General features: G+C 73.7%; 22 protein-coding genes. 7 read left to right on the top strand and 15 right to left on the bottom strand.

The window, feature by feature from the left end; genetic code table 11:
• Positions 1–126 precede the first annotated feature (126 nt).
• Together AC0OO9_RS18935 and AC0OO9_RS18930 are read right to left on the bottom strand one after the other, a co-directional pair.
• Positions 127–582 (bottom strand): hypothetical protein, encoded by a 456-nt coding sequence (locus tag AC0OO9_RS18935; RefSeq protein ID WP_393167415.1) that lies wholly within the window; start codon positions 580–582, stop codon positions 127–129.
• Positions 583–624: 42 nt separating this feature from the next.
• Positions 625–1,614, bottom strand: coding sequence for a 4-hydroxy-3-methylbut-2-enyl diphosphate reductase (locus tag AC0OO9_RS18930; RefSeq protein ID WP_484511356.1), 990 nt, complete (start codon positions 1,612–1,614; stop codon positions 625–627).
• Between the two features lie 131 nt (positions 1,615–1,745).
• Here AC0OO9_RS18930 and xseA point away from each other — a divergent pair, with 131 nt between their 5' ends.
• Positions 1,746–2,966, top strand: a complete 1,221-nt coding sequence (gene xseA, locus AC0OO9_RS18925) for an exodeoxyribonuclease VII large subunit (RefSeq protein ID WP_421457268.1) — start codon at positions 1,746–1,748, stop codon at positions 2,964–2,966.
• A gap of 85 nt (positions 2,967–3,051) precedes the next feature.
• Positions 3,052–3,264: an exodeoxyribonuclease VII small subunit gene (locus AC0OO9_RS18920; RefSeq protein WP_132233964.1), complete on the top strand. Its 213-nt coding sequence runs from the start codon at positions 3,052–3,054 to the stop codon at positions 3,262–3,264.
• Between the two features lie 149 nt (positions 3,265–3,413).
• On the opposite strand, the gene AC0OO9_RS18915 is transcribed toward AC0OO9_RS18920, so the two are convergent.
• The 3 genes from AC0OO9_RS18915 to AC0OO9_RS18905 all read right to left on the bottom strand — a co-directional run bounded on the left by AC0OO9_RS18915 (position 3,414) and on the right by AC0OO9_RS18905 (position 6,150).
• A complete protein-coding gene (locus tag AC0OO9_RS18915) occupies positions 3,414–4,268 on the bottom strand; it encodes a hypothetical protein (protein ID WP_484511355.1) in 855 nt (284 codons plus the stop codon).
• 245 nt (positions 4,269–4,513) lie between these two features.
• A complete protein-coding gene (locus tag AC0OO9_RS18910; RefSeq protein WP_484511354.1) occupies positions 4,514–5,323 on the bottom strand; it encodes a hypothetical protein in 810 nt (269 codons plus the stop codon).
• A 113-nt stretch (positions 5,324–5,436) separates the two neighbouring features.
• Positions 5,437–6,150, bottom strand: a complete 714-nt coding sequence (locus tag AC0OO9_RS18905) for a DUF4245 domain-containing protein (RefSeq protein WP_484511353.1) — start codon at positions 6,148–6,150, stop codon at positions 5,437–5,439.
• Positions 6,151–6,302: 152 nt separating this feature from the next.
• Between AC0OO9_RS18905 and glpX the strand changes: the two genes are divergently transcribed.
• Together glpX and AC0OO9_RS18895 are read left to right on the top strand one after the other, a co-directional pair.
• Entirely contained in the window at positions 6,303–7,334 is a 1,032-nt protein-coding gene (gene glpX / locus AC0OO9_RS18900) for a class II fructose-bisphosphatase (RefSeq protein ID WP_484511352.1), read from the top strand.
• Positions 7,331–8,329: a DMT family transporter gene (locus AC0OO9_RS18895; RefSeq protein WP_484511351.1), complete on the top strand. Its 999-nt coding sequence runs from the start codon at positions 7,331–7,333 to the stop codon at positions 8,327–8,329. Before glpX ends, AC0OO9_RS18895 begins: the two co-directional genes overlap by 4 nt.
• Positions 8,330–8,345: 16 nt before the next feature.
• Here AC0OO9_RS18895 and AC0OO9_RS18890 read toward each other — a convergent pair whose 3' ends face one another.
• The 7 genes from AC0OO9_RS18890 to AC0OO9_RS18860 all read right to left on the bottom strand — a co-directional run bounded on the left by AC0OO9_RS18890 (position 8,346) and on the right by AC0OO9_RS18860 (position 15,343).
• Positions 8,346–9,941, bottom strand: a complete 1,596-nt coding sequence (locus tag AC0OO9_RS18890; RefSeq protein WP_484511350.1) for a hypothetical protein — start codon at positions 9,939–9,941, stop codon at positions 8,346–8,348.
• A gap of 65 nt (positions 9,942–10,006) precedes the next feature.
• Complete coding sequence (locus AC0OO9_RS18885; RefSeq protein WP_151455781.1) at positions 10,007–10,975, bottom strand: NAD(P)/FAD-dependent oxidoreductase; 969 nt, start codon at positions 10,973–10,975, stop codon at positions 10,007–10,009.
• Positions 10,976–11,092: 117 nt separating this feature from the next.
• Complete coding sequence (locus tag AC0OO9_RS18880) at positions 11,093–11,746, bottom strand: rhomboid family intramembrane serine protease (protein ID WP_421457261.1); 654 nt, start codon at positions 11,744–11,746, stop codon at positions 11,093–11,095.
• A gap of 112 nt (positions 11,747–11,858) precedes the next feature.
• The gene (locus AC0OO9_RS18875; protein ID WP_484511349.1) at positions 11,859–12,557 is read right to left on the bottom strand and encodes an aggregation-promoting factor C-terminal-like domain-containing protein; all 699 of its coding nucleotides are present in this window, start codon (positions 12,555–12,557) and stop codon (positions 11,859–11,861) included.
• Between the two features lie 277 nt (positions 12,558–12,834).
• The gene (gene phoH2, locus AC0OO9_RS18870) at positions 12,835–14,250 is read right to left on the bottom strand and encodes an RNA 5'-3' helicase PhoH2 (protein ID WP_484511348.1); all 1,416 of its coding nucleotides are present in this window, start codon (positions 14,248–14,250) and stop codon (positions 12,835–12,837) included.
• A 381-nt stretch (positions 14,251–14,631) separates the two neighbouring features.
• Positions 14,632–14,967, bottom strand: coding sequence for a hypothetical protein (locus AC0OO9_RS18865; protein ID WP_484511347.1), 336 nt, complete (start codon positions 14,965–14,967; stop codon positions 14,632–14,634).
• A gap of 31 nt (positions 14,968–14,998) precedes the next feature.
• The gene (locus tag AC0OO9_RS18860; RefSeq protein ID WP_089003683.1) at positions 14,999–15,343 is read right to left on the bottom strand and encodes a hypothetical protein; all 345 of its coding nucleotides are present in this window, start codon (positions 15,341–15,343) and stop codon (positions 14,999–15,001) included.
• A gap of 264 nt (positions 15,344–15,607) precedes the next feature.
• Between AC0OO9_RS18860 and AC0OO9_RS18855 the strand changes: the two genes are divergently transcribed.
• The 3 genes from AC0OO9_RS18855 (at position 15,608) to otsB (ending at position 17,492) form a co-directional block, all read left to right on the top strand.
• Positions 15,608–16,048, top strand: coding sequence for an XRE family transcriptional regulator (locus AC0OO9_RS18855; RefSeq protein WP_132233360.1), 441 nt, complete (start codon positions 15,608–15,610; stop codon positions 16,046–16,048).
• A gap of 162 nt (positions 16,049–16,210) precedes the next feature.
• Positions 16,211–16,564 (top strand): hypothetical protein, encoded by a 354-nt coding sequence (locus AC0OO9_RS18850; RefSeq protein ID WP_484511346.1) that lies wholly within the window; start codon positions 16,211–16,213, stop codon positions 16,562–16,564.
• A gap of 103 nt (positions 16,565–16,667) precedes the next feature.
• Positions 16,668–17,492 (top strand): trehalose-phosphatase, encoded by an 825-nt coding sequence (gene otsB / locus AC0OO9_RS18845; protein ID WP_484511345.1) that lies wholly within the window; start codon positions 16,668–16,670, stop codon positions 17,490–17,492.
• Positions 17,493–17,640: 148 nt separating this feature from the next.
• On the opposite strand, the gene AC0OO9_RS18840 is transcribed toward otsB, so the two are convergent.
• The 3 genes from AC0OO9_RS18840 to AC0OO9_RS18830 form a co-directional block, all read right to left on the bottom strand.
• Positions 17,641–18,411, bottom strand: a complete 771-nt coding sequence (locus tag AC0OO9_RS18840) for an isoprenyl transferase (RefSeq protein ID WP_132233354.1) — start codon at positions 18,409–18,411, stop codon at positions 17,641–17,643.
• A gap of 31 nt (positions 18,412–18,442) precedes the next feature.
• On the bottom strand, positions 18,443–19,600 hold the full coding sequence (locus tag AC0OO9_RS18835) for a geranylgeranyl reductase family protein (RefSeq protein WP_484511344.1): 1,158 nt from the start codon (positions 19,598–19,600) through the stop codon (positions 18,443–18,445).
• Positions 19,601–19,905: 305 nt separating this feature from the next.
• Entirely contained in the window at positions 19,906–20,766 is an 861-nt protein-coding gene (locus AC0OO9_RS18830; protein WP_425853959.1) for a hypothetical protein, read from the bottom strand.
• Positions 20,767–20,795: the final 29 nt, after the last annotated feature.

Below are 20,795 nucleotides of genomic sequence, written 5' to 3'. Positions count from 1 at the left end.
GGACGCGCTCGCCCCTGGTGGGCAGGCGCACCCACGTGTGGCGGACGGCCGTCCGCTCAGCCCCGGCGGGCGGTGCCGGTCGGCACGCGCGGGGTACACCGACCAGCCCTCGCGGTGCGGTGCCGGTCAGCCCCGGCGGGCGGTCTCGACCAGGAAGGGCGTGCCCTGCTGGCAGGTCGTGAGCAGGTCGCGCTGGACCCGGCCGGTGACCGTGACCTTCGTGCCCGGCTTCAGCAGGTCACGCGGGCCGCCCACCAGCAGGTAGTTGTCGAGCAGCAGGCAGTTGGGCTCCACCCCGGAGGTGACGGTCCCGGTCAGGGTGGTGCCGCCGGCCGGCGGCGTCTTCGTCGGCCCGCCGCTGGGCCTCGTGGGCGGGGGCAGGGCCGGCCCCGTCGGGTCCACCGGGTCGCCGGGGGTCGGCGGGACCGCGGAGCTGCTCGGATCAGGGCTGGGCGGGCTGGTCACCGGCTGCGCTCCCGTCGGGGTCGGGGTGGGGGTGTCGCCGGTACCGTCCTGCCCGCCGCAGGCGCTCAGCGCCACGCAGACGGCCAGCGCGGAGACCGCGAGCCGAAGAGTCCTCATACCCTGGTCTGACGCAGCGGGACCGCCCACCGTTCCCGCCGGTCAGCCACGCGCCGCGGCGGCGGCCTTCATGTCCCGCTTGAGCTCCTGCGGCAGCGAGAAGGTCAGCCGCTCGTTGGCGGTCACCACCTCGTCGACGTCGGTGAAGCCACGCGCGGCGAGGTGGGCGAGCACCTCCTGGACGAGCTGGTCGGGAACGCTGGCGCCCGAGGTCAGGCCGACCGTGCGCGCCCCCTCCAGCCACGCGTCGTCGATCTCGTGCGCGAAGTCGACGAGGTGACCGGCGCGCGCCCCGGCGTCCAGGGCGACCTCGACGAGGCGTACGGAGTTGGAGGAGTTGGTCGAGCCGACGACGATCATCACGTCGCACTCGGGCGCGATCTCCTTGACCACGTGCTGCCGGTTGGAGGTGGCGTAGCAGATGTCGTCGCTGGGCGGCGACTGGAGCATGGGCAGCCGCTTCTTGAGCCGGGCCACCGTCTCCAGCGTCTCGTCGACCGAGAGGGTGGTCTGGGAGAGCCAGACGACCTTGTTCGGGTCGCGGACGGTGATCCGGTCGGCGTCCTCGGGGCCGTCCACGAGCTGGATGTGCTCGGGGGCCTCGCCGGAGGTGCCGATGACCTCCTCGTGCCCCTCGTGGCCGATGAGCAGGATGTCGTAGTCCTCGGCGGCGAACCGCTTCGCCTCCTGGTGCACCTTGGTGACCAGCGGGCAGGTCGCGTCGATCGCCCGCAGCGAGCGGGTCCGGGCCTGCTCGTAGACCTCCGGGGCCACCCCGTGCGCGGAGAAGATGACGGTGGCGCCCTCCGGCACCTCCTCGTTCTCCTCCACGAAGATCGCGCCCTGGGCCTCCAGCGTCTGCACGACGTGCTTGTTGTGCACGATCTGCTTGCGTACGTAGATCGGGGCGCCGTAGAGCTTGAGTGCCTCCTCCACGGTCTGCACCGCGCGGTCCACGCCCGCGCAGTAGCCGCGGGGCTTGGCCAGGATCACGCGCTTGCCGGTCCGGGACGTCACTTCAGCCTGAGTCACCCGCCCATCGTACGTGCCGCCTCAGAGGGCGACACGCGCCGCGACGCCACCACGGCGCGATGCCGGCCGCCCGCCGCCCACCCCCGGCCGAGCCGCGCGGGACTGTCCGGGACGGGCCGTAGGGTGGGCGGGTGAGCACAGGCGAGGTGGGGCGGAGCACGTCCGAGGAGCCGTGGCCGGTCCGGGTGGTCAGCCAGAAGGTCGGCGCCTGGATCGCCCGGCTGGGCTGGGTGTGGGTGGACGGGCAGGTGGCGCAGATCAGCCGCCGGCCGGGCGCCAGCACCGTCTTCCTCACGCTGCGGGACCCGTCGGCCGACCTGAGCCTGACGGTCACCACCAACCGGGACGTCCTGGACGTCGGCGCCCCCGAGCTGCGCGAGGGCGCCCGGGTGGTGCTGCACGCCAAGCCGGAGTTCTACGCGGCCCGGGGCACGCTGAGCCTGCGCGCCGACGAGATCCGGCAGGTCGGCCTCGGCGAGCTGCTGGCCCGGCTGGAGAAGCTGAAGAAGCTGCTCGCGGCCGAGGGGCTGTTCGACCGGGCGCGCAAGCGCCGGCCGCCGTTCCTGCCCAACCGGGTGGGATTGATCACGGGTCGCGCCTCGGCCGCCGAGCGGGACGTGCTGACCAACGCCCGCCGGCGCTGGCCGGCGGTGGAGTTCCGCACGGTCAACGTGGCCGTGCAGGGGCCGGGCGCCGTCCCGCAGATCGTCGACGCGCTCAAGGTGCTGGACGCCGACCCGACCGTCGACGTGATCGTCATCGCCCGGGGCGGGGGCGGCATCGAGGACCTGCTGCCCTTCTCCGACGAGGCGCTCTGCCGGGCCGTCTTCGCCTGCCGCACGCCGGTGGTCAGCGCGATCGGCCACGAGACGGACGCGCCGCTGGTCGACTACGTCGCGGACGTACGCGCCTCGACGCCGACCGACGCCGCCAAGCGCGTGGTTCCGGACCTCACCGAGGAGGTGCGCGTCATCCGGCAGGCCCGGCACCGCCTCGAACGCGCGGTGCGCAACCTGGTGGACCGCGAGTCGCACCGGCTCGACGGCCTGCGCTCCCGACCGGTGCTGGCCCGGCCGCAGGTGATGGTCGACCAGCGGCTCGCCGACCTGACCGGGCTGCGCCAGCGGGCCGGGCGCTGTCTGGACCACCGGCTCGCCGCCGCCGACGACGACCTGCGGCACACCCTGGCCCGGCTGCGCGCCCTCTCCCCCGCCGCCACCCTCGACCGGGGCTACGCGATCGTCCAGCGCGCCGACGGCCAGGTCCTGCGCGCCGCGTCCGAGGTCGGCAAGGGCGACCCGCTGCGGGTACGCCTCGCCGAGGGCGAGCTGGCCGCGACGGTCGACGGCTGAACGGAAGCGGAACACACGATGGCGGGCCGGCCGCGACGGTCGACGCTGAACGGCGACGGGATCACGATGTGGTGGGATGGCAGCGATGACTGACGAGAAGAAGGCCGAACAGCTCAGCTACGAGCAGGCCCGCGCCGAGCTGGCGTCGGTGGTCGAGCGGCTGGAGACCGGCGGCACCACGCTGGAGGAGTCACTGGCGCTCTGGGAGCGCGGCGAGAAGCTGGCCGAGACCTGCCAGCGCTGGCTGGACGGCGCCCGCGCCCGCATCGACGCCGCCCGCCAGGACCCCACCTCCTGACCTCCCCCGCCCGGGGCCCCGACTCGCCCGGCGATCATGGAGTTGTGGTGGGCGATACAGGGCGTTCTGCACCTTGTGTCACCCACCACAACTGCATGATCGGCGCGGGCAGGAGCGGCGCGGGCGGGAGCGCGCGCCGGGGGGTGGGGTTAGTTGAAGAGGTTGTAGAGCTCGGCGGGGGCCTCGACGACCTGGTCCGCCGGGGGCTTCTGGGCGGCGGTGGCGCTGCCGTAGTCCGAGTACGTGATCTTGATGTCCTGCGCCTTGGTCTGACCGGCGGCCGGGATCTGGATGACCATCTCGCTGAGTCGGCCCTGCGGGTCGAGCTTCGCGGTGAACGGCACCGACTTCGCCTGCGCCCCGAGGGCCGTGATCACCGTCGGGTCCACCGAACCCGCCTCCGCCGCCTTCGACACGTCGATCGTGCCGGCGTACGCGCCGTCGCCGGTCTGGCGTACCTCCGTGATGCCCTGCGTCAGCACCTCGCTGCCGGCGGGGTCGACCTTGTCGAAGTCGAAGCCGAGGTTGCGGTTGCCCTTGATCCGGGTCTGGTCCAGGTGCTGGTACTTGCCGAGGTTGAGCTTCTGCACCCCCGGCACGCTCTTGGCGGTCGTGCCGCCGAGTTCGACCTTCACCCAGCTGTCCGGCTTGTAGTGGACGAGGTCGAGCTTCATGAACAGGTCGTCGGTCGGCTTGCCGATCGTCACCCGCATCTCGGCGCTCTGGGTGGGCTCGTGCACCCGTCCCTCGGCCGTCGAGCCGACGCCGGACATGGTGAACCGGAAGTTGCCGTTGCTGATCTCACGGGTGGAAGCCAGCAGCGCCTGCTTGGCGTCACCGGACGCCGGGGCCGCGCTGCCGGAGGGCGCGGGCGTGCCGGACGCCGAGACGGTCGGGGAGGCGGACGAGCCCGCCGTCGGGGTCCCGGAGGAGTTGCAGGCGGCCAGGCCGGGAGTGAAGAGGGCGGCGGCCACCAGGCCGGCGCTCAGGCGTCGAACAGTCATACGTGTCTCCCACATGGGTCACCCGACGCACCTGGCGGCGGCCGGAAACCGGGCGACGCACCTCGTCGGCTGCGCCGCGCGAACCCCCTGAGGCCGGCTGCCGGGGGCGACCGGTCCGGGTCCGCCCCACTCCTGTTCCCTGTCGCCGCGTCGCACAATCACCGGGATGTCCGGTTGCCCCGGACGGGTGACCCCGGAACGCGGAAACGGGGCGGCCGAGGCCGCCCCGTTCCCGTCGTACGCTGTTACTTCTTGAACATCTCGTACGTCTCGGGGGACGCCTCGACCACCTTGTCGGCCGGCGGCTTCTGCGCGGCGGTGGCGCTGCCGTAGTCCGCGTACGTGACCTTGATGTCGTGCGCCTTGGTCTCACCGGCGGCCGGCACCGAGATCACCAGCTCGGTGAGCCGGCCCTCCGCGTCCAGCTTGGCGGTGAAGGGCAGCGTCTTGGCCTGCGCGCCGAGGGCCTTGACCAGGTCGGCGTCCAGGGTGGCGGCGTCGCCCGCGGCGGACACGTCGAGCTTGCCGGTGTAGCTGCCCTCGGCGGTCTTCTGCACCTCGGTGATGCCCTTGGTCAGCTTCGCGCTGCCAGCCGGGTCGACTTCCTCCATGTAGCGGCTGAGCTCGCCGGCGCCCTTGACCTTGGACTGGTCGAGGTGCTGGTACTTGCCCTTCCACTTCTCCGCGCCCGGGATCATGGCGCCCAGCTCGCCGAGGTCGAGCATCACCCAGCTGTCCGGCTCGATGTAGATCAGCTCCATGCCCATCGACATGCCGCCGGACTCGTCGTCGAACTTCATGCTGAACTGGGCGCTGTTGCTGGGCTTGTGCACCAGGCCCTTGCCGCTCAGGCCGGCACCGGCCAGCGTGAAGGTGAAGTTGCCCTTCTCGATCTCCTTGGTGGAGGCGAGCAGCGCCTCCTTGGGGTCGGCGGGCACGGCCGACGCTGCCGAGCCCGCAGCGGTCGGCGCGGGCTCGTCCGACTTGCAGGCAGTCAGGCCGGGAACGAGCAGGGTGGCGGCGAGCACGCCGACGCTCCACCGTCGAATGTTCACAGTTGTCTCTCTTCGCAAAACAGTAGGCACCTGGCGAGCTTGAGCCGCCGGGCAGTGAGCCGGGGCAGCGTAGCCGATCCGACCGACACCCGGGGGGCAGCTGTGGGAGCGGGCTACCGGATCGCCGAGGCCAGGTGCCGCAGCTCGTTGTCCCGGGCGTCGCCGACCACGATGACGGTCCGGTTCGGTTCGAGCAGGACCAGGGCCTGTTCGTTGCCACGGGCGGTGTACCGCTGCCAGGAACGTCCGCCCAGGTCCGTCTGGCCCTGCGGTTGCCCCTCGGCGGTCAGCTCGGTGGGCAGCAGCCGCTCCGGAGGCACGCTGCTCTGCACCAACTGGGCGGCCCGCCCCTCCGGGGTGAGATAGCCGAGGCGCAGGCTCGACCCGCCTTCGACGGTCTGGAAGTTCGCGCTGACCGTGCGCCAGCCGTCGCCCAGCTCCGCCGGCTCGCTGACCGGGAAGGCGTTGGCGGCCCGCGCCGATTCGAGGGCGGGCGCCGGGTCGACGGTCGTCGGCTGGTCGCCGCCGAGGAATCCCCGGTAGAAGGCGAGCAGCAGGGCGATCGGGATCAGCAGCACGAGCAGCGAGATCGCCATGTCCTTCGGCGAGCGCTCCGACTTGCGGGTGTCGACCGCGGGCGGCGGCGCGGGCCGCTCGCCCGTCTCCGCCCCGCCGTCGGGCAGGGCCGCCCCGAGGGCGCCGGCGGGTTCGACCAGCGCCGGCTCCCCTTCCGGTACGGCGGCGGCCCGGGTCGGGGCGACCGGCGGCTGGCCGTCCGGCGGCGTCGAGTCGGCGGGTACGCGATCGGCAGGCTGTGCGGCTTCCACCCCACCATCTTCGCAGCCTCCCGACCGGCCGTATCCGGGCCATCACCGCCCCGACCCCGCGCCGGGTGAGCGATCGTGTGAGGATCAGCGACAAACCCGGCAGCGGCGACGCCGCACCCTGCCGCCCCGCAACGTCGCGAGGAGGAGCCGTCATGACGAACACCAGGACGCGGATCCCACAGGATCTCGACCGCAACCTCGCCCTCGACCTGGTCCGGGTCACCGAGGCCGCGGCGATGGCCGCCGGTCGCTGGGTCGGTCGGGGCGACAAGGAGGGCGGCGACGGAGCCGCCGTCGACGCGATGCGCAAGCTGATCAACTCGATCCCCATGCGGGGCGTCGTGGTGATCGGCGAGGGTGAGAAGGACAACGCCCCGATGCTCTTCAACGGCGAGCACGTCGGCGACGGCACCGGCCCGGAGGTGGACGTCGCCGTCGACCCGGTCGACGGCACCACGCTGATGAGCAAGGGCATGCCGAACGCGGTGGCGGTGCTCGCCGTCTCCGAGCGGGGCGCGATGTTCGACCCGAGCGCGGTCTTCTACATGGAGAAGCTCGCCGTCGGCCCGGCGTACGCCGACGTGGTGGACATCAACGCCGGGGTGGCCGAGAACCTGCGCCGGATCGCCAAGGTCAAGGGCACCGACGTCTCCGAGGTCACGGTCTGCGTGCTGGACCGCAGCCGCCACGACAACCTGGTCACGCAGATCCGCCGGGTCGGGGCGGGCATCCGGTTCATCTCCGACGGCGACATCGCCGGCTCCATCGCGGCGGCCCGGGGCGAGTCCGACGTCGACGTGCTGATGGGCATCGGCGGCACCCCGGAGGGCATCATCTCCGCCTGCGCGCTGAAGTGCATGGGCGGGGCGATGCAGGCCAAGCTCTGGCCGCGCGACGCCGAGGAGCGGGAGAAGGCGCTCGCCGCCGGGCACGACCTGGACCGGGTGCTCACGACCGACGACCTCGTCACCGGGGACAACTGCTTCTTCGTGGCCACCGGCGTCACCTCCGGCGACCTGCTGCGGGGCGTCCGCTACCGGGCCGGTGGCGCGTACACGCAGTCGATCGTCATGCGCTCGAAGAGCGGCACGATCCGGGTGATCGACTCGTACCACCGGTTGGAGAAGCTCGCGCTCTACTCGGCCGTCGACTTCGACGGCCGCCCGCTGGCCGAGCAGGAGTGAGCGTCGCCGGGACGCTGGCCACGCCAGCCACGTCGGCGGCCCGCCGGATCACCGGCGTGGGCCTCGCGACCGCCTCCGGGCTGGCCGTGGCCGTGCAGTCCCGGATCAACGGCGAGTTGGGCGTACGCCTGGCCGACGGGATCGCCGCCGCGGTCGTCTCGTTCGGGGTGGGCCTGCTGGTGCTGCTGGTGCTGGTCCCCGCCACCCCCGGTGGGCGGCGGGGGCTGGTCGCCCTGCGCGGCGCGCTCACCGACGGCACGTTGCGGCCGTGGCACTGCCTCGGCGGGGCGTGCGGCGCGCTTTTGGTGGCCGCCCAGGGGCTGACCATCGGCACCCTCGGCGTGGCGGTCTTCACCGTCGCGGTGGTCGCCGGCCAGTCCGGCAGCAGCCTGGCGGTCGACCGGGCCGGGGTCGGTCCGGGCGGTCGCCAGCCGGTCACGCGCCGGCGGCTGGCCGGCGCGGCGCTGACCGTGGTCGCGGTCCTGCTGGCCGTCGGCGACCGGCTCGGCGACCCGGGCACCCTCGTGCTGGCCCTGCTGCCGCTGCTCGCCGGGGTGGCCATCGCCTGGCAGCAGGCGGTCAACGGCCGGGTACGGATGGCCGCCGGCAGCGCGCTGACCGCCACGCTCGTCAACTTCTCCGTCGGCACGGTGGCCCTGCTGGTCGCCTTCGCCGTCGACATCGCGCTCCGGGGCTGGCCGGCGGGCGGCGCGCCGGCCGAGCCGTGGCTCTACCTGGGCGGGCCGATCGGGATCGTCTTCATCGCGATCGCCGCGGCGATCGTCCGGTTCACCGGCGTGCTGCTGCTCGGCCTGTCCACCATCGCCGGGCAGATCGTCGGCGCCGTACTGCTGGACCTGCTGCTGCCCACGGCGGCCTCCCGCCCGGGGCCCGTCACCCTGCTCGGCGCGGCGCTGACCCTGGTCGCGGTCGGGGTCGCCGCGCTCGCGCCCCCGCCTGCCCCACGCCGCCCGCTGACCGCCTGCCGCCGGTGAGGCGGCCGCGACGGGGTCAGCGCGGCGGTCCGGTGGGAAGCGCCGGCCAGGGCGGTTCGACCGGGCGGACCGGCACCGTGACCAGCCGGGCCGCCCGCCAGCCCAGCAGCAGTCCCGGCACGGTGGCCGCCACGGCGAGCAGCACCGCCGTGACGGGGTACGCGGGCCGGCCGTAGAGCCAGCCGACCAGCGGCAGCGCGGTCAGGGCCAGGGTCAGGGCGACGGCCAGCAGCACCTCCACGGTCCATCGCCCACGCGCGCCCGACAGCCCGACGGGCGCCAGGCCGGACAGCGCCAGCAGGGGCAGCAGGACGGCGACCAGCCCGACAAGGCCCAGCACCCACACGAAGAGCAGATTCGACCAGGTCAGCGACAGCATGGCCCAGGCGGCGACCGCGAGCACGGCCAGGGGAACGGGCCGCCAGCGGCCGGTGCCGGCTCGTACCCCCACCCGCCCGGCCGCCACGGCGAGCACCGACGCGACCAGCGTGAGCCCCAGGGCCAGGGCCAGCAGCGGATCGTCCTGCCGGTCCGCCGGGCTGCTCCGGCCGAGTGCCGGTGGCCGCCCGTCGAACGGATATCCCCGGGCCTCCTCGGATCCGACGAAACCGAGCCGCTCCCAGCTCCCGTCGGGCCGGCGGACGGCGAAACCGTCGCGGCCGTTGGCCACCAGCACGACGTGCCGGCCGTCGCCGGTGTCCCGCACCGTCAGCTCCTGCGTGGCGATCCTCTCCCCGCGCCCCGGGTCCGGGTACTGCCGGCGCAGGAGGGCCCGCTGTGCCTCGGTCGCCCCCCAGGCGTGCTGCCAGCTCCGGCCCGCGTCGTCGCTCTGCTCCACCGCCAGTCGACCGGGGACCAACCGGTAGCAACGCGTCGGCAGGGCGGTCGAACACCCCCGGCTGACCGGGCCGGCGACCGGACCCTTCGTGCCGGCCAACGCCTCGGTCTCGCTCCGGATCGGATCGCGCCAGGTCGCCCCCGCGTCGTCGCTCACCCGCCAGGCGGGACTGTCGTCGACGACCTTGTCGGCGTAGCCGGCGCCGACGCCGGCCGCCAGCCGTCCGTCGAGGACCGCCGCCCGGATGGCGTCGGGATAGTGCACGGCGCTGGTGGCCGCCACCGCCAGCGTGGCCGCCGGCAGCAGCACGAGCAGCCGGACCAGGCGGGCGGACCGCCGTCGCACCGGCTCCCGCCGTGCCCGGGACCAGGTCCACCCGGCGAGGACCAGCGCCGGCAGGGCGAGCAGGTCGGTCGGGTCCGCCCGGACCACCGACGGCCCGCTGACGGCGCTCCAGAGCGCCGAGGCGCCGGCGGCGGCGTACCCGCTGGACTTGACCACGGTGAAGCTTGCGGCCACGAGACCGAGCCCGAGCCCGGCGGCGACGCGGTCCGGCAGGCGTGGGGCCAGCAGCGTCAGCAGCACCGCGACCAACGGCGGCGCGACGAGCAGGCCGGCGACGTCGCTGAGCTTTCCGGTCACCGGGCCGGGGAAGGCCGACTTGAGCAGGTGGTCGTTGACCACGAGCAGGACGAGGGCGGTGACGGTCGCGGGGTGCCCCAGCCAGGCCAGGGTCGCCGGCGCGCCATCGCCCCGGCGGGGTGGATCGCTCATCGGCTCACGGTCGCAGCCACCGATCTCGATCCGGCCACGGCCCGGGCAGGATCCGGTAGCGGCGCTCAGGTGCCGTCGGACGAGTGCCCGGGGAACAGGTGCGCGCTCGGGTCGATGGCCACCGCCGCGTTGTTGACCGCCGTGGCCGCCTCGCCGAAGCCGGTCGCGATCAGCCGCACCTTGCCCGGGTACTCCGTGATGTCGCCCGCCGCGAAGACCCGGGGCAGGTTCGTCGCCATCGCGCTGTCGACGACGATGTGCCGGCGGTCCAGCCGCAGCCCCCACTCGGCCAGCGGGCCGAGGTCGGCGGTGAAGCCGAGGGCGGCCACCACCGTGTCCACGGGCAGCAGCTCGGCCGCGCCACCGCGTACGGTGATCTCGGCGCCGGTGACCGTGCCGTCGCCGTGCAGCCTGGTCACCTCGGCGTTGACGATCACGCGCACCGGCAGCCCCAGCACCCGGGCGACGGTGGCCGCGTGCGCCCGGAACTTCTCCCGCCGGTGCACCACCGTCACCGAGCGGGCCAGCGGCTCGAGCGTCGACGCCCAGTCGAAGGCGGAGTCGCCGCCACCGACGATCAGCACGTCCCGGTCGGCCAGCTCCGTCGGCTGCGGTACGAAGTAGACGATCCCGGCGCCGGCGAAGTGCTCCGCCACCGGCAGCGGGCGGGGCGTGAAGCTGCCCAGGCCACCGGTGACGATCACCGCCCCGCACCGCAGTTGCCCGCCCCCGGCGAGGCCGAGCACCGGCTGCCCGTCGGCGTACGAGAGCTTCTCGGCGCGGGTGCCGAGCAGGTAGCACGGGTCGAACGGAGCCGCCTGGGCAACGAGGTTGGCCACCAGGTCCCGTCCCTTGACGGCCGGGAAGCCGGCGACGTCGTGGATCAGCTTCTCCGGGTACATGGCGGTGATCTGGCCGCCGGGCTCGGGCAGCGCGTCGACGACCGCGACGGAGAGCCCCCGGAATCCGGCGTAGTAGGCCGCGAACAGCCCGGCGGGGCCGGCCCCGATCACCGCGACATCGACCTCGCGCATGTGCGTACCGTCGCTTTCCGCTCACGGATCAACGCGTGCTGATCCCGACGGTAGGGCCGGCGGCGCGCCCGGGGCAAGCATGTCCCACCGGGCCGCGCGGCACCGGCGCGTCGGCGCTCAGGGCATGGTGAGCGTGGACTCCGAGCGGTGGGGGCCGCCCAGGTCTCCCCGGCGGCGCCGGAAGATGATCGCGGCGACCACCCCGCCGAGCAGCCCGAACAGGTGCCCCTGCCAGGAGATCCGCTCGTCGGTGGGGAGGATGCCGACCAGCTGCCAGCCGTAGAGCAGGCCGACGAGCAGGAAGACCGCGAAGTTCCACCAGCTCCGTTCGACGATGCCCCGGGTCAGCAGGATGCCCAGGTAGCCGAAGATGACCCCGCTCGCGCCGACCACCACGGAGGTCGACGAGCCGGTGAACCACACCCCCAGCCCGCTGACCAGGATGATGACGAGCGTCGACCAGAGGAAGCGGCGGGCGCCGGCGGCGAGCACGAAGGTGCCGAGCAGGATCAGCGGGATGCTGTTGCTGTAGAGGTGGTCGAAGCCGTGGTGCAGGAAGGGCGAGAAGAAGACCCCGTCGAGACCGTCGATGCGCTTCGGGATGATCCCGGCCGTGGCGTCGAGGCCGACCGCGAGTCCCTGGTCGAGGGCCTCGACGAGGAAGAGGAACGGCACCACCGCGCACATGGCGACGAAGGCCCGGCCGAGCGCGGCGTAGAACGCCTCGGTGCCGAACCGGTGCGGGTCGCCGCTTCCCGGGTGCAGGGTCACCCGTCAAGAGCTATCAGGTGTCGGGCGCAGCCGCCACTTCTGCGGCGATCCGTACCCGGAACGACGAGGGCGGGGTGTGTGGACGCCCACACACCCCGCCGTCGGAGGTCGATCAGTACCAGCCCACGTCCTGCGAGTGGGCCCAGGCCTTGCAGGGCGAACCGTAGCGGCCCTCGATGTAGCCGAGGCCCCACTTGATCTGGGTCGCCGGGTTGGTCTGCCAGTCGTCGGCGACCGAGCCCATCTTGCTGCCCGGCAGCGACTGCGGGATGCCGTACGCCCCGGACGAAGGGTTGCGGGCCTTGTGGTTCCAGCCGCTCTCCTTGTCCCAGAGCTTGTTCAGGCACGGGAACTGGTCCATCCCGAAGCCCGCCTTCACCATGAGCGCGCAGCCGACCTCGCGGTTGCCGCTGAACTCGGCGCAGGAGGCCGGGATGGGCCCCTCGTACGGCTTGCTCTCAGCGGCCTTCTCGGCCGCGGCCTTGGCGGCGGCCTCGCGGGCCTTCTTCCGCGACGCGGCGGCGGCCTCGGCCTCGCGGGCGCGCCTGGCGGCCTCCTTGGCAGCCGCGGCGGCGCGCAACTTCGCCTGGTACTCGGCGGTCCGCTGCTTCGCGGACTGCACCTGCTGGGCGGCCTGCCGCTCGCGCTGGTACTCGAACTCGGCCTGCTCGACAGCGGCGCCGACCTGAGCGGTCAGGCCCTGCTGCTGGGTCTGTCGGTCTTCACCCAGGTAGACACCGCCGGCAACGCCCACGGAGAGCAGTGCGACAGCGGCCGTACGGGCGCCGAACCGGCTCCACAGCCGACTCACGAAGTGGTCCCTTCGTCGGGTGCAAGGACACGGCGCGGGGCGGCGACCCGGGTGGGTCGCGTCCGCGCGTCGCGAGCGCCCCGACCCGGTGCCGGTCGCAGCCGACGTACCCCGGTGAATGCTGGCGTGTCCTGTGACGAACGATCACCAACGATCTTCTCGGTACGTGGGCGCTCGTGGGACACCATCGCGCACGGTGAGGCTGATGGGAAACGAAGAGCGCCGATTGTGATCTGCGCCACAAATATAATGCGGACAAACCCCTACATAGCGACCGTCATTGCGGGATGTCCTCCAGAAGATCCGTCACCATCGCGGCGATCGGCGAGCGCTCCGAACGGCTGAGGGTGACGTGGGCGAAGAGCGGATGGCCCTTGAGCGCCTCGATCACGGCGGTCACCCCGTCGTGCCGGCCGACGCGGAGATTGTCCCGCTGGGCGACGTCGTGGGTGAGCACCACCCGGGAGCCCTGGCCGATCCGGGATAGCACCGTGAGCAGCACCCCGCGCTCCAGCGACTGCGCCTCGTCCACGATCACGAAGGCGTCGTGCAGGCTGCGGCCCCGGATGTGCGTCAGCGGCAGCACCTCCAGCAGGCCCCGCGAGGTGACCTCCTCCAGCACGTTCTCGTGCACCACCGCGCCGAGGGTGTCGAAGACCGCCTGCGCCCAGGGCGACATCTTCTCCGACTCCGAGCCGGGCAGGTAGCCCAGTTCCTGGCCGCCGACGGCGTAGAGCGGGCGGAAGACCACCACCTTCTTGTGCCGGCGGCGCTCCATCACCGCCTCCAGCCCGGCGCAGAGGGCCAGCGCCGATTTGCCGGTGCCGGCCCGCCCGCCCAGCGAGACAATGCCCACCGACTCGTCCAGCAGCAGGTCGAGCGCGATCCGCTGCTCGGCCGAGCGGCCGTGCAGCCCGAACGCCTCCCGGTCGCCACGGACCAGCCGTACGGTCTTGTCGGGCAGCACCCGGCCGAGCGCGGAGCCCCGGCCCGAGTGCAGCACCAGGCCGGTGTGGCAGGGCAGCCCGGCGGCGGCGTCCAGGTCCAGCGCCTCGCCGGCGTAGAGCCGGCCGATCTGCTCCTCGGCGAGTTCCAGCTCGGCCATCCCGGTCCAGGTGGGGTCGCTGGCTTGGCCGTGCCGGTACTCGTCCGCCCGCAGGCCCACCGAGGCGGCCTTGACCCGCAGCGGCATGTCCTTGCTGACCAGGGTGACCTCCCGCCCCTCGGCGGCGAGGTTCAGCGCGACGGAGAGGATCCGGGTGTCGTTGGAGTCGGTGCGGAACCCCGGCGGCAGCACGCCGTCGTCGGAGTGGTTGAGCTCCACCCGCAGCGTGCCGCCGGAGTCGTTGGCGGGCACCGGGCGGTCCAGCCGCCCGTGCCGGACCCGCAGCTCGTCCAGCATGCGCAGGGACTGCCTGGCGAACCAGCCCAGCTCCGGATGGTGCCGCTTGCCCTCCAACTCGGAGATGACCACGAGGGGCAGGACCACCTCGTGCTCGGCGAACCGGTGGAAGGCCGCCGGGTCGGACAGAAGCACCGAGGTGTCCAGGACGAACGCCTGGCCCGCTGGTCGGGGCTCCTCGGTGTCCACCGGGGCGGCGGACGCGCCGCGGCGGCCCCGGGTGGCACGGCGGGTCGTGGCAGTCGCGGCCGGGGTCTGGTCGGTCCCGGCGGGCGTACGGCGAGTCGTCACAGGCCTGCTCCGACGGATGGGCACCCGCCACCCGCGTTCCGCCTCCTCCGGTGCCCGGGGACACGGGGTCGGATGCGGAACCCCGTGCGCGAGGTCGCAGATCCGGGCGGACCGGCTGGCCCGGGAGAACCCCGTGCCATGCCTAGACGCTAGCCGCGTCGGACCCCGTCGGCTAGTGGTCGGCGGTGGATCTCCGGGGACCGGCGGGTGAACTCGGCCGGCGGCGGATCCGGCCGGGATGCATGCCCCCTGCGCGCATCCCGGCCGGCGGGAACCACCGTCACCGGTCTGACGTGGTCCCGACGGTGCGTGTCCGCCGCGGACGACGCACCGCGTCCTGGTTCCGGTCGACGGGGCCTCGGGCTCCCCGTCGACCGGGGTTCAACCGGTCCGCCGCACCAGGGTGCCGGTCGGGTGCCGCCCGGCGACCGGGGCGACCGGCGTCGAGAACGACGAGCCGGTGTACGTGGTGCCGGGCCGCACCACGGTGCCGGTGACCCTGGTGGCGGCGGGCGGCGGGCCGGCCAGGGCGGACGCGATGGCGGCCTGGGCGTCGCGGCGACGTCGGTTCCAGGCCCCCCGGTCGCCGTCGAAGTAGCCCTGCCGGTAGCCGAACCGGTAGCCGATGCGGTAGCTGAGCTGACCGTGCAGCCGCCCGGCCGCGTAGCTCGTGGCGCCGAGGACGAGGACGAGGAAGACGGCGAGGAAGGGGCTCATCCGGCGGCTCCGGTGCGCCGCGGGTCCCGCCTCATCGCTCCTCCGGCTCGGTCGGCGTGGGCTCGGCGACCAGGAGCCGGTCCAGGTCGTCGGTGCTGACCTCCTCGACCAGCTCGACGCTGATCCGGCAGCCGTCCAGGACGACCTCGGCCACCGAGGAGCGGCGGATCTCCCCGCCGGCGTCGTAGACGCGGACGCTGACCTCGGGGCAGCCCAGGTGGGTACGCCAGGCGTCCCACTCGGTGCGGTCGCCGACGCTGAGTGACAGGTAACGGCAGCCCCGGGCGAGGTAGAGCCGCCATGGCGCGCTCAGGCCCGTGGCCACCCCCTCCGCGATCAGGCCGAAAGCCTGGGCACGGGTGGCTAGCTCGGTCACCACACCCCCCTCGCGCCGGGGGCGTGACGCATGTGAGCACTGATCGTCTCATACACGTGACACACCGTAGATTGTCTCATGGGCGTGACAGTATCAGCTTTTCGTCCGGTTACGGCGACCTCTACGGGCATCTATTCTGCCCAGGTGACACCCCTCAGAAGCGGTGCCGGATCGTTTACCGGCGCCCCGAAGAACACGTCACGTCCGCGTGACAACAGCGCGCCAGGACACGCACCGGTGGCCGGATGGTCGTACCGTCACCGGGTGACCGAGACGGCCAACGCACGGAAGATCGCCTTCGCCACCTTCGTCCGGAGGGCGCTCGACGAGGCCCGGGCCACCCGGGCGTGGAGCGGCACCGAGGTGTCCCGTCGCACCGGCGTCTCCCGGCAGACCATCAACCGCTGGGTCCGGGGCGACTGGGCGAGCGACCCGGAGGCCGAACGCGTGGTGGCGTTCTGCGAGGGCCTCGGCCTCAGCCCGGCGACCGCCTTCGCCGCGCTGGGCTGGGAACGGGCGACCGCCCCGCGCAGCGCCCCGGCCACGCCGCCGATGGACCCGGACGTGGAGGCGCTGCTGCGGCGGCTGGTGGACCCCGAGGTCTCCGATGCGGAGAAGTTCCACATCCGGGAAACCATCAGATATCTCGCGTACCGCCCCACCCTCCCGGTCCATGTCCGAAAACGAGGTAAACAGGCCGGCTAGTTCCTCAGATGGCGAAAGAACGGCAGGTCAGACTCATTCGTTTCGCTCCGGGGCCGGAACGGGCGCGCTAGCGTCCGTACTCGTACTGCTTGGGCTCGTCGTCGGCGGGGGGACGGGACAAGGCCGAACCCAGCCCTGCGGGACAGAAGGAGGGGTCTGTCCATGACCCTGAAGTGGATGGCAGTCGTGATCGCCACCGTGTCGCTGACACTGGGCGTGACCGGAAACGTGGTGACCCTGGCGGTCAACGGCGGGCAGCTTCCCCTGCTCGTCAACCTCGTCGCGCTCACCTCGGCCGGCACCGCGGTGATCCTGGCCGTGGTCGCCGAGCTGCACGACCGGCTCGACAACAAGGTCAGCGCCCTGACCGACTTCCTCGTCGGCCGGCTCCAGGAGATCGAGGAGCGCACCGGCGACCGCAACAGCGGCTTCGTCGAGGGTTACCTGCTCAACCACGGCCAGGAGGCCGCCGTCGTGCCGTTCGGCCGGCGGGGACGGGGAGCCGCCGAACGCTGACCGTCGGGCCCGTCGCACCCCGACCGCGCGCCTCCGGGGCGCCGGCCGGAGGCCACCTCTCGGCCGGGGATTGAGCCGCCCCGCCCGGGGTACGCTGTCGCGCGTGCCGCCGTTGAATCTGGGCAACCAGCAGCCGAGGAACCCGTTGGACGCCGACCAGGCCTGGCGGACGACCGCCGGGAGGGCGGCCGGGACCGTGCTCTTCTTCGACTTCGACGGCACCCTGGCGCCTGTCGACGACGATCCCACCGCCGTGCGTCCCGCCCCGAAGGTGCTGGCGGCGATCGAGGCGCTCGCCCCGGTCGTACGGCGGATCGCGATCGTCTCCGCACGTCCGGTCGACTTCCTCCGCGACCACCTCGGTGGGCTCACCGGCGTCGACCTGTACGGCCTCTACGGCCTGGAGCACAGCCACTCCGGCGGCGAGACCGTGACGGAGCCGGCGGCCCTGCCCTGGGTGCCCACCATGGCCGAGCTGGCCGACCTGGCCCGGGCCGAGCTGCCCGAGGGCGCGCTGGTCGAGTACAAGCGGCTCTCCGTGGCGCTGCACTGGCGCACCGCGCCGCAGCTCGGCGCGGCCGTGGAGCGCTGGGGCCAGGCCCAGGCCGAGCGGCTCGGGCTCAAGGTCCAGGCCGGGCGGATGGTGCTGGAGCTCAAGCCCCCGGTCGACCGCGACAAGGGCATGGTGATCGACGAGATCGTCCGGGACGCCGAGGGTGCGTGGTACTTCGGCGACGACGTCTCCGACATCAAGGCGTTCGCCGCGCTGCGGGCCCGGGCCGCCGCCGATCCGAACTTCTTCGGCGTCTGCGTCGCCGTCGCCAACCCGGAGACGGGTCACGAGGTCGCGGAGGCCGCCGACCTCACCCTGGACTCCCCCGCCGCCCTCGGCGCGTTCCTCACCGACGCCACCCGACACCTCACCTGACGCCCTCCCGCCCGGCTGGGCCGGGGGGCGCGCTCGCGGCCGGCCGGGCCGGGGGCGCGCGCTCGCGGCCGGCCGGGCCGGGGAAGCGCTCGCGGCCGTGCCAGGGAAGCGCTCGGGCCGGCCGGGCCGGCGAGGTGCTCCGGGTCGGTCAGGCGCCGTAGCGGCGCTGGCGGTTGGCGTACGAGCGCAGGGCGCGCAGGAAGTCGATGTGTCGGAAGTCCGGCCAGTTGAGCTCGCAGAAGTAGAACTCCGAGTGCGCCGACTGCCACAGCATGAAGCCGGAGAGGCGCTGCTCGCCGCTGGTGCGGATGACCAGGTCGGGGTCGGGCTGGCCCCGGGTGTAGAGGTGCTCGGCGATGTGCTCGACGTCCAGCACCTCGGCCAGTTCCTCGAGGGTGCCGCCGTTGGCGGCGTACTCCAGCAGCAGCGACCGCACCGCGTCGGTGATCTCCCGCCGGCCGCCGTAGCCGACCGCGATGTTGACCTCGGTCCCGCCGCTGCGGTCCCGGGTGCGTTCCTCGGCGGCCTTCAGCGCGGCGGCGGTCGAGGCCGGGAGCAGGTCGAGCGCGCCGACCATGCGCAGCCGCCAGGGATTGCCCTCCTCGGCCAGCTCGACCACCAGGTCCTCGATGATCTGGAGCAGCGGGTCGAGCTCCTTGGCCGGCCGGCGCAGGTTGTCGGTGGCCAGGAGGTAGAGCGTCACGTGCTCGATGCCGGCCTGGTTGCACCAGCCCAGCATGTGCTTGATCTTGACCGCGCCCATCCGGTGGCCGTCGTTCGGGTCGACGTAGCCCATCTCCCGGGCCCACCTGCGGTTGCCGTCGCACATCACGCCGACGTGCCGGGGCACCGGCTTGCCCGCGAGCTTCGCCGTGAGGCGACGCTCGTACACGGAATAGATCAGGTCCCGCAGAGTCATCACCTTGCAGCGTAGCGACCTGCGCGCCGAATCACCGCCTCGGAGTCCGCTCCCACGCCGACAGACCGATGCCGATCATGCCCAGCGTGCGGGCGTCGAGCCGCCCGTCGCCCAGCCCCAGCTCCACCACCGTGCGGTAGACGCGGTCGTCCCGACCCGCCGCGCGGACCGCGGCGTCGACCACCCGCCTGCGCCGGGCCAGCCACGCCGCGGCCGAGCTGTGCCGCAGGTGGGTGCCGAGGCGGCGGCGCAGCGTCGCCGCGTACCGCCGGGCGGCCTGCTCGGGCGAGCCGGCGGCCGCCGCGCCGGCGAGCGCGCCCGAGAGCAGCGCGTAGAAGATGCCCTCGCCGGTGAACGGGTTGATCAGGGAGAGCGCGTCGCCGGCGAGCAGCAGCCGGCCGCGCCCGGGGGCGGGACGGTGCGTCGACAGCGGCAGGTGGTGGGCCCGCAGGTCGGTGACCGTGGCCGGGTCCGTGCCGGGCAGCAGCGCGCCGAGCCGGTCGACCAGGTGCGCCCGGGTCAGCGGCTCACCCCGCAGCACCTCTCCGTACCCGACGTTCGCCCGGCCGTCCCCGATCGGGAACGACCAGGCGTACGCCGGCCAGCGCGGCGCCGAGGTGACGATGAGCTGTTCGGGCGGGCCGGGCAGCGCCGGGGCGTACCCCCGGATGGCGAGCGCCAGGTGCCGGTCGGGATTCGGCCGGTGCCCGAGCGCCCGCCGGAGGACGGACCCGGCGCCGTCCGCCCCGACCACCGCCCGCCCCGCCAGCACGCCGTCGAGCACCACCCGGTCGGCCCGCACCTCGACGTGCCGCACCGCGTGCCGGCGCAGCCGCGCGCCGGCCGCGACCGCCGCCGCCACCAGCCGCGCGTCGAAGACCCTGCGGGGCACGGTGTACGCCGGCCGGGGCAGCGCCCGGGCCACGGCACCGCCGCCCGGCCCGACCAGCCGCAGCGCCGGCAGTGGCGCGTACCCGGTCACCGCGTCGGGCACCCCCAGCTCGTCCAGCACGTCCAGCGCGTGCGCGGCGATGCCGTCCCCGCACGCCTTGTCACGGGGAAAGTCGGACCGGTCCAGCAGCAGTACGCTCGCCCCCGCCCGCCGGGCCGCCAGCGCGGCGGCCGACCCCGCCGGACCGGCTCCCACCACCACCACGTCGAACTCGTCGCCCACGGACTCGTCGCCCACGCGTCGCCTCCCACCGCCGGTCCGGCTCCTGCGGCCATCCTGCCGCCGCGGACGCGCACCACGCCGAAACCCGCCCGGCACGTCAACAAGGACCATTTGCCCACGCACGGCGGGATGACGGCGTGCAGGAGATCTTGGTAGCTACGTGCCCCTGGAGGGGCCTGTTCCTACCAAGATCCATGAAGAGCTAGGCGGGGCGGGCGGGGCCGCGGGCGGTCTCGTGGGCGGGGCAGGTCGACAGCGCGAAGGCACCGTCCCCGGGCGGGTGGGGAACGGGCCGCCGTGGCCCTGCTCAGGGTGGCGCCCTATGCCGGGCGGGTGGCGCGTTCGGCGCGGGTGGCGCGCCAGAGGCCGTAGATCGTCAGCGCGGCGGCAGCCACCAGCGGGCCGCCGTCGCGGACCAGCCCGTCCGGGCCGAGCAGCCACCAGCACAGCGGCAGGTCGACGGCGAGCACGATCGCGGTGACGGCCACCAGCAGCGTGCGCGCCCAGCCCTTGCCACGCATCAGGAAGGCGGTGCAGAAGAGCACCGCGTAGCTGGTCACGATCCCGGCGGCGAACCAGAACAGCACGGCGGGCACGGCGGCGAGCCGGTCGTCCAGCACCGCGCCGCCGGCGACCAGTGCCGGGACCAGCATGAGCGGGCTGTACGTGAACGCCGCGACCCGGCTGGTGAGCAGCCAACCGCTGACCTCCGGCCGGCGGGGCGGGGTCTCCCGCCAGGAGATGCCCTCCCGGTCGATGACCAGGCGGGGGCGGTGGCGGACCAGGTGCCCGGACACCGCGGACGAGCGGTAGAGCAGCCAGACCACGGCGGCACAGAGCACGGTGAGCAGGGCGAACCCGAGCAGCCCCGGCAGCGGCGGCACCCCCTGCCGGGGCACGATCAGCCGGCCGACCGCGAAGACCGTGGTCACCGCCAGGATCAGCCCGAACGGCCGGGCCACGGTCCGGCCCCGACGGACGTGCCCGATCAGCAGCAGGAAGCCGAGCGAACGGAGCATCGCCCAGCCCGTCCGTACTGCCAGCCCGAAGCCCTGCTCCGGGGCGTACCACCAGTTGAGCAGCTCGACCACGACGGTGGCCGCCGCGGTCAGCGCGAGCAGTGCGGTCAGCGCCCGGACGGCGGACGGCCGCCGGACCTCGGTCGCGGCGGCCGTCCTCATGGGATCCGATGATGCCCCGTCGGGGCTTC

The organism is Micromonospora sp. USAFONa4, assembly GCF_057197825.1.
Note: the sequence above shows the minus strand (reverse complement) of the source record. Positions and strands in the feature narration are given on the sequence as shown.

Coding starts and splice junctions, on each gene's coding strand:
- AC0OO9_RS18885 (WP_151455781.1), bottom strand. CDS start 10,975: ATGCGCGAGGTCGATGTCGCGGTGATCGGGGCCGGCCCCGCCGGGCTG.
- glpX (WP_484511352.1), top strand. CDS start 6,303: ATGACGAACACCAGGACGCGGATCCCACAGGATCTCGACCGCAACCTC.
- AC0OO9_RS18830 (WP_425853959.1), bottom strand. CDS start 20,766: ATGAGGACGGCCGCCGCGACCGAGGTCCGGCGGCCGTCCGCCGTCCGG.
- AC0OO9_RS18920 (WP_132233964.1), top strand. CDS start 3,052: ATGACTGACGAGAAGAAGGCCGAACAGCTCAGCTACGAGCAGGCCCGC.
- AC0OO9_RS18865 (WP_484511347.1), bottom strand. CDS start 14,967: ATGAGCCCCTTCCTCGCCGTCTTCCTCGTCCTCGTCCTCGGCGCCACG.
- AC0OO9_RS18840 (WP_132233354.1), bottom strand. CDS start 18,411: ATGACTCTGCGGGACCTGATCTATTCCGTGTACGAGCGTCGCCTCACG.
- AC0OO9_RS18935 (WP_393167415.1), bottom strand. CDS start 582: ATGAGGACTCTTCGGCTCGCGGTCTCCGCGCTGGCCGTCTGCGTGGCG.
- AC0OO9_RS18890 (WP_484511350.1), bottom strand. CDS start 9,941: ATGAGCGATCCACCCCGCCGGGGCGATGGCGCGCCGGCGACCCTGGCC.
- AC0OO9_RS18850 (WP_484511346.1), top strand. CDS start 16,211: ATGACCCTGAAGTGGATGGCAGTCGTGATCGCCACCGTGTCGCTGACA.
- AC0OO9_RS18915 (WP_484511355.1), bottom strand. CDS start 4,268: ATGACTGTTCGACGCCTGAGCGCCGGCCTGGTGGCCGCCGCCCTCTTC.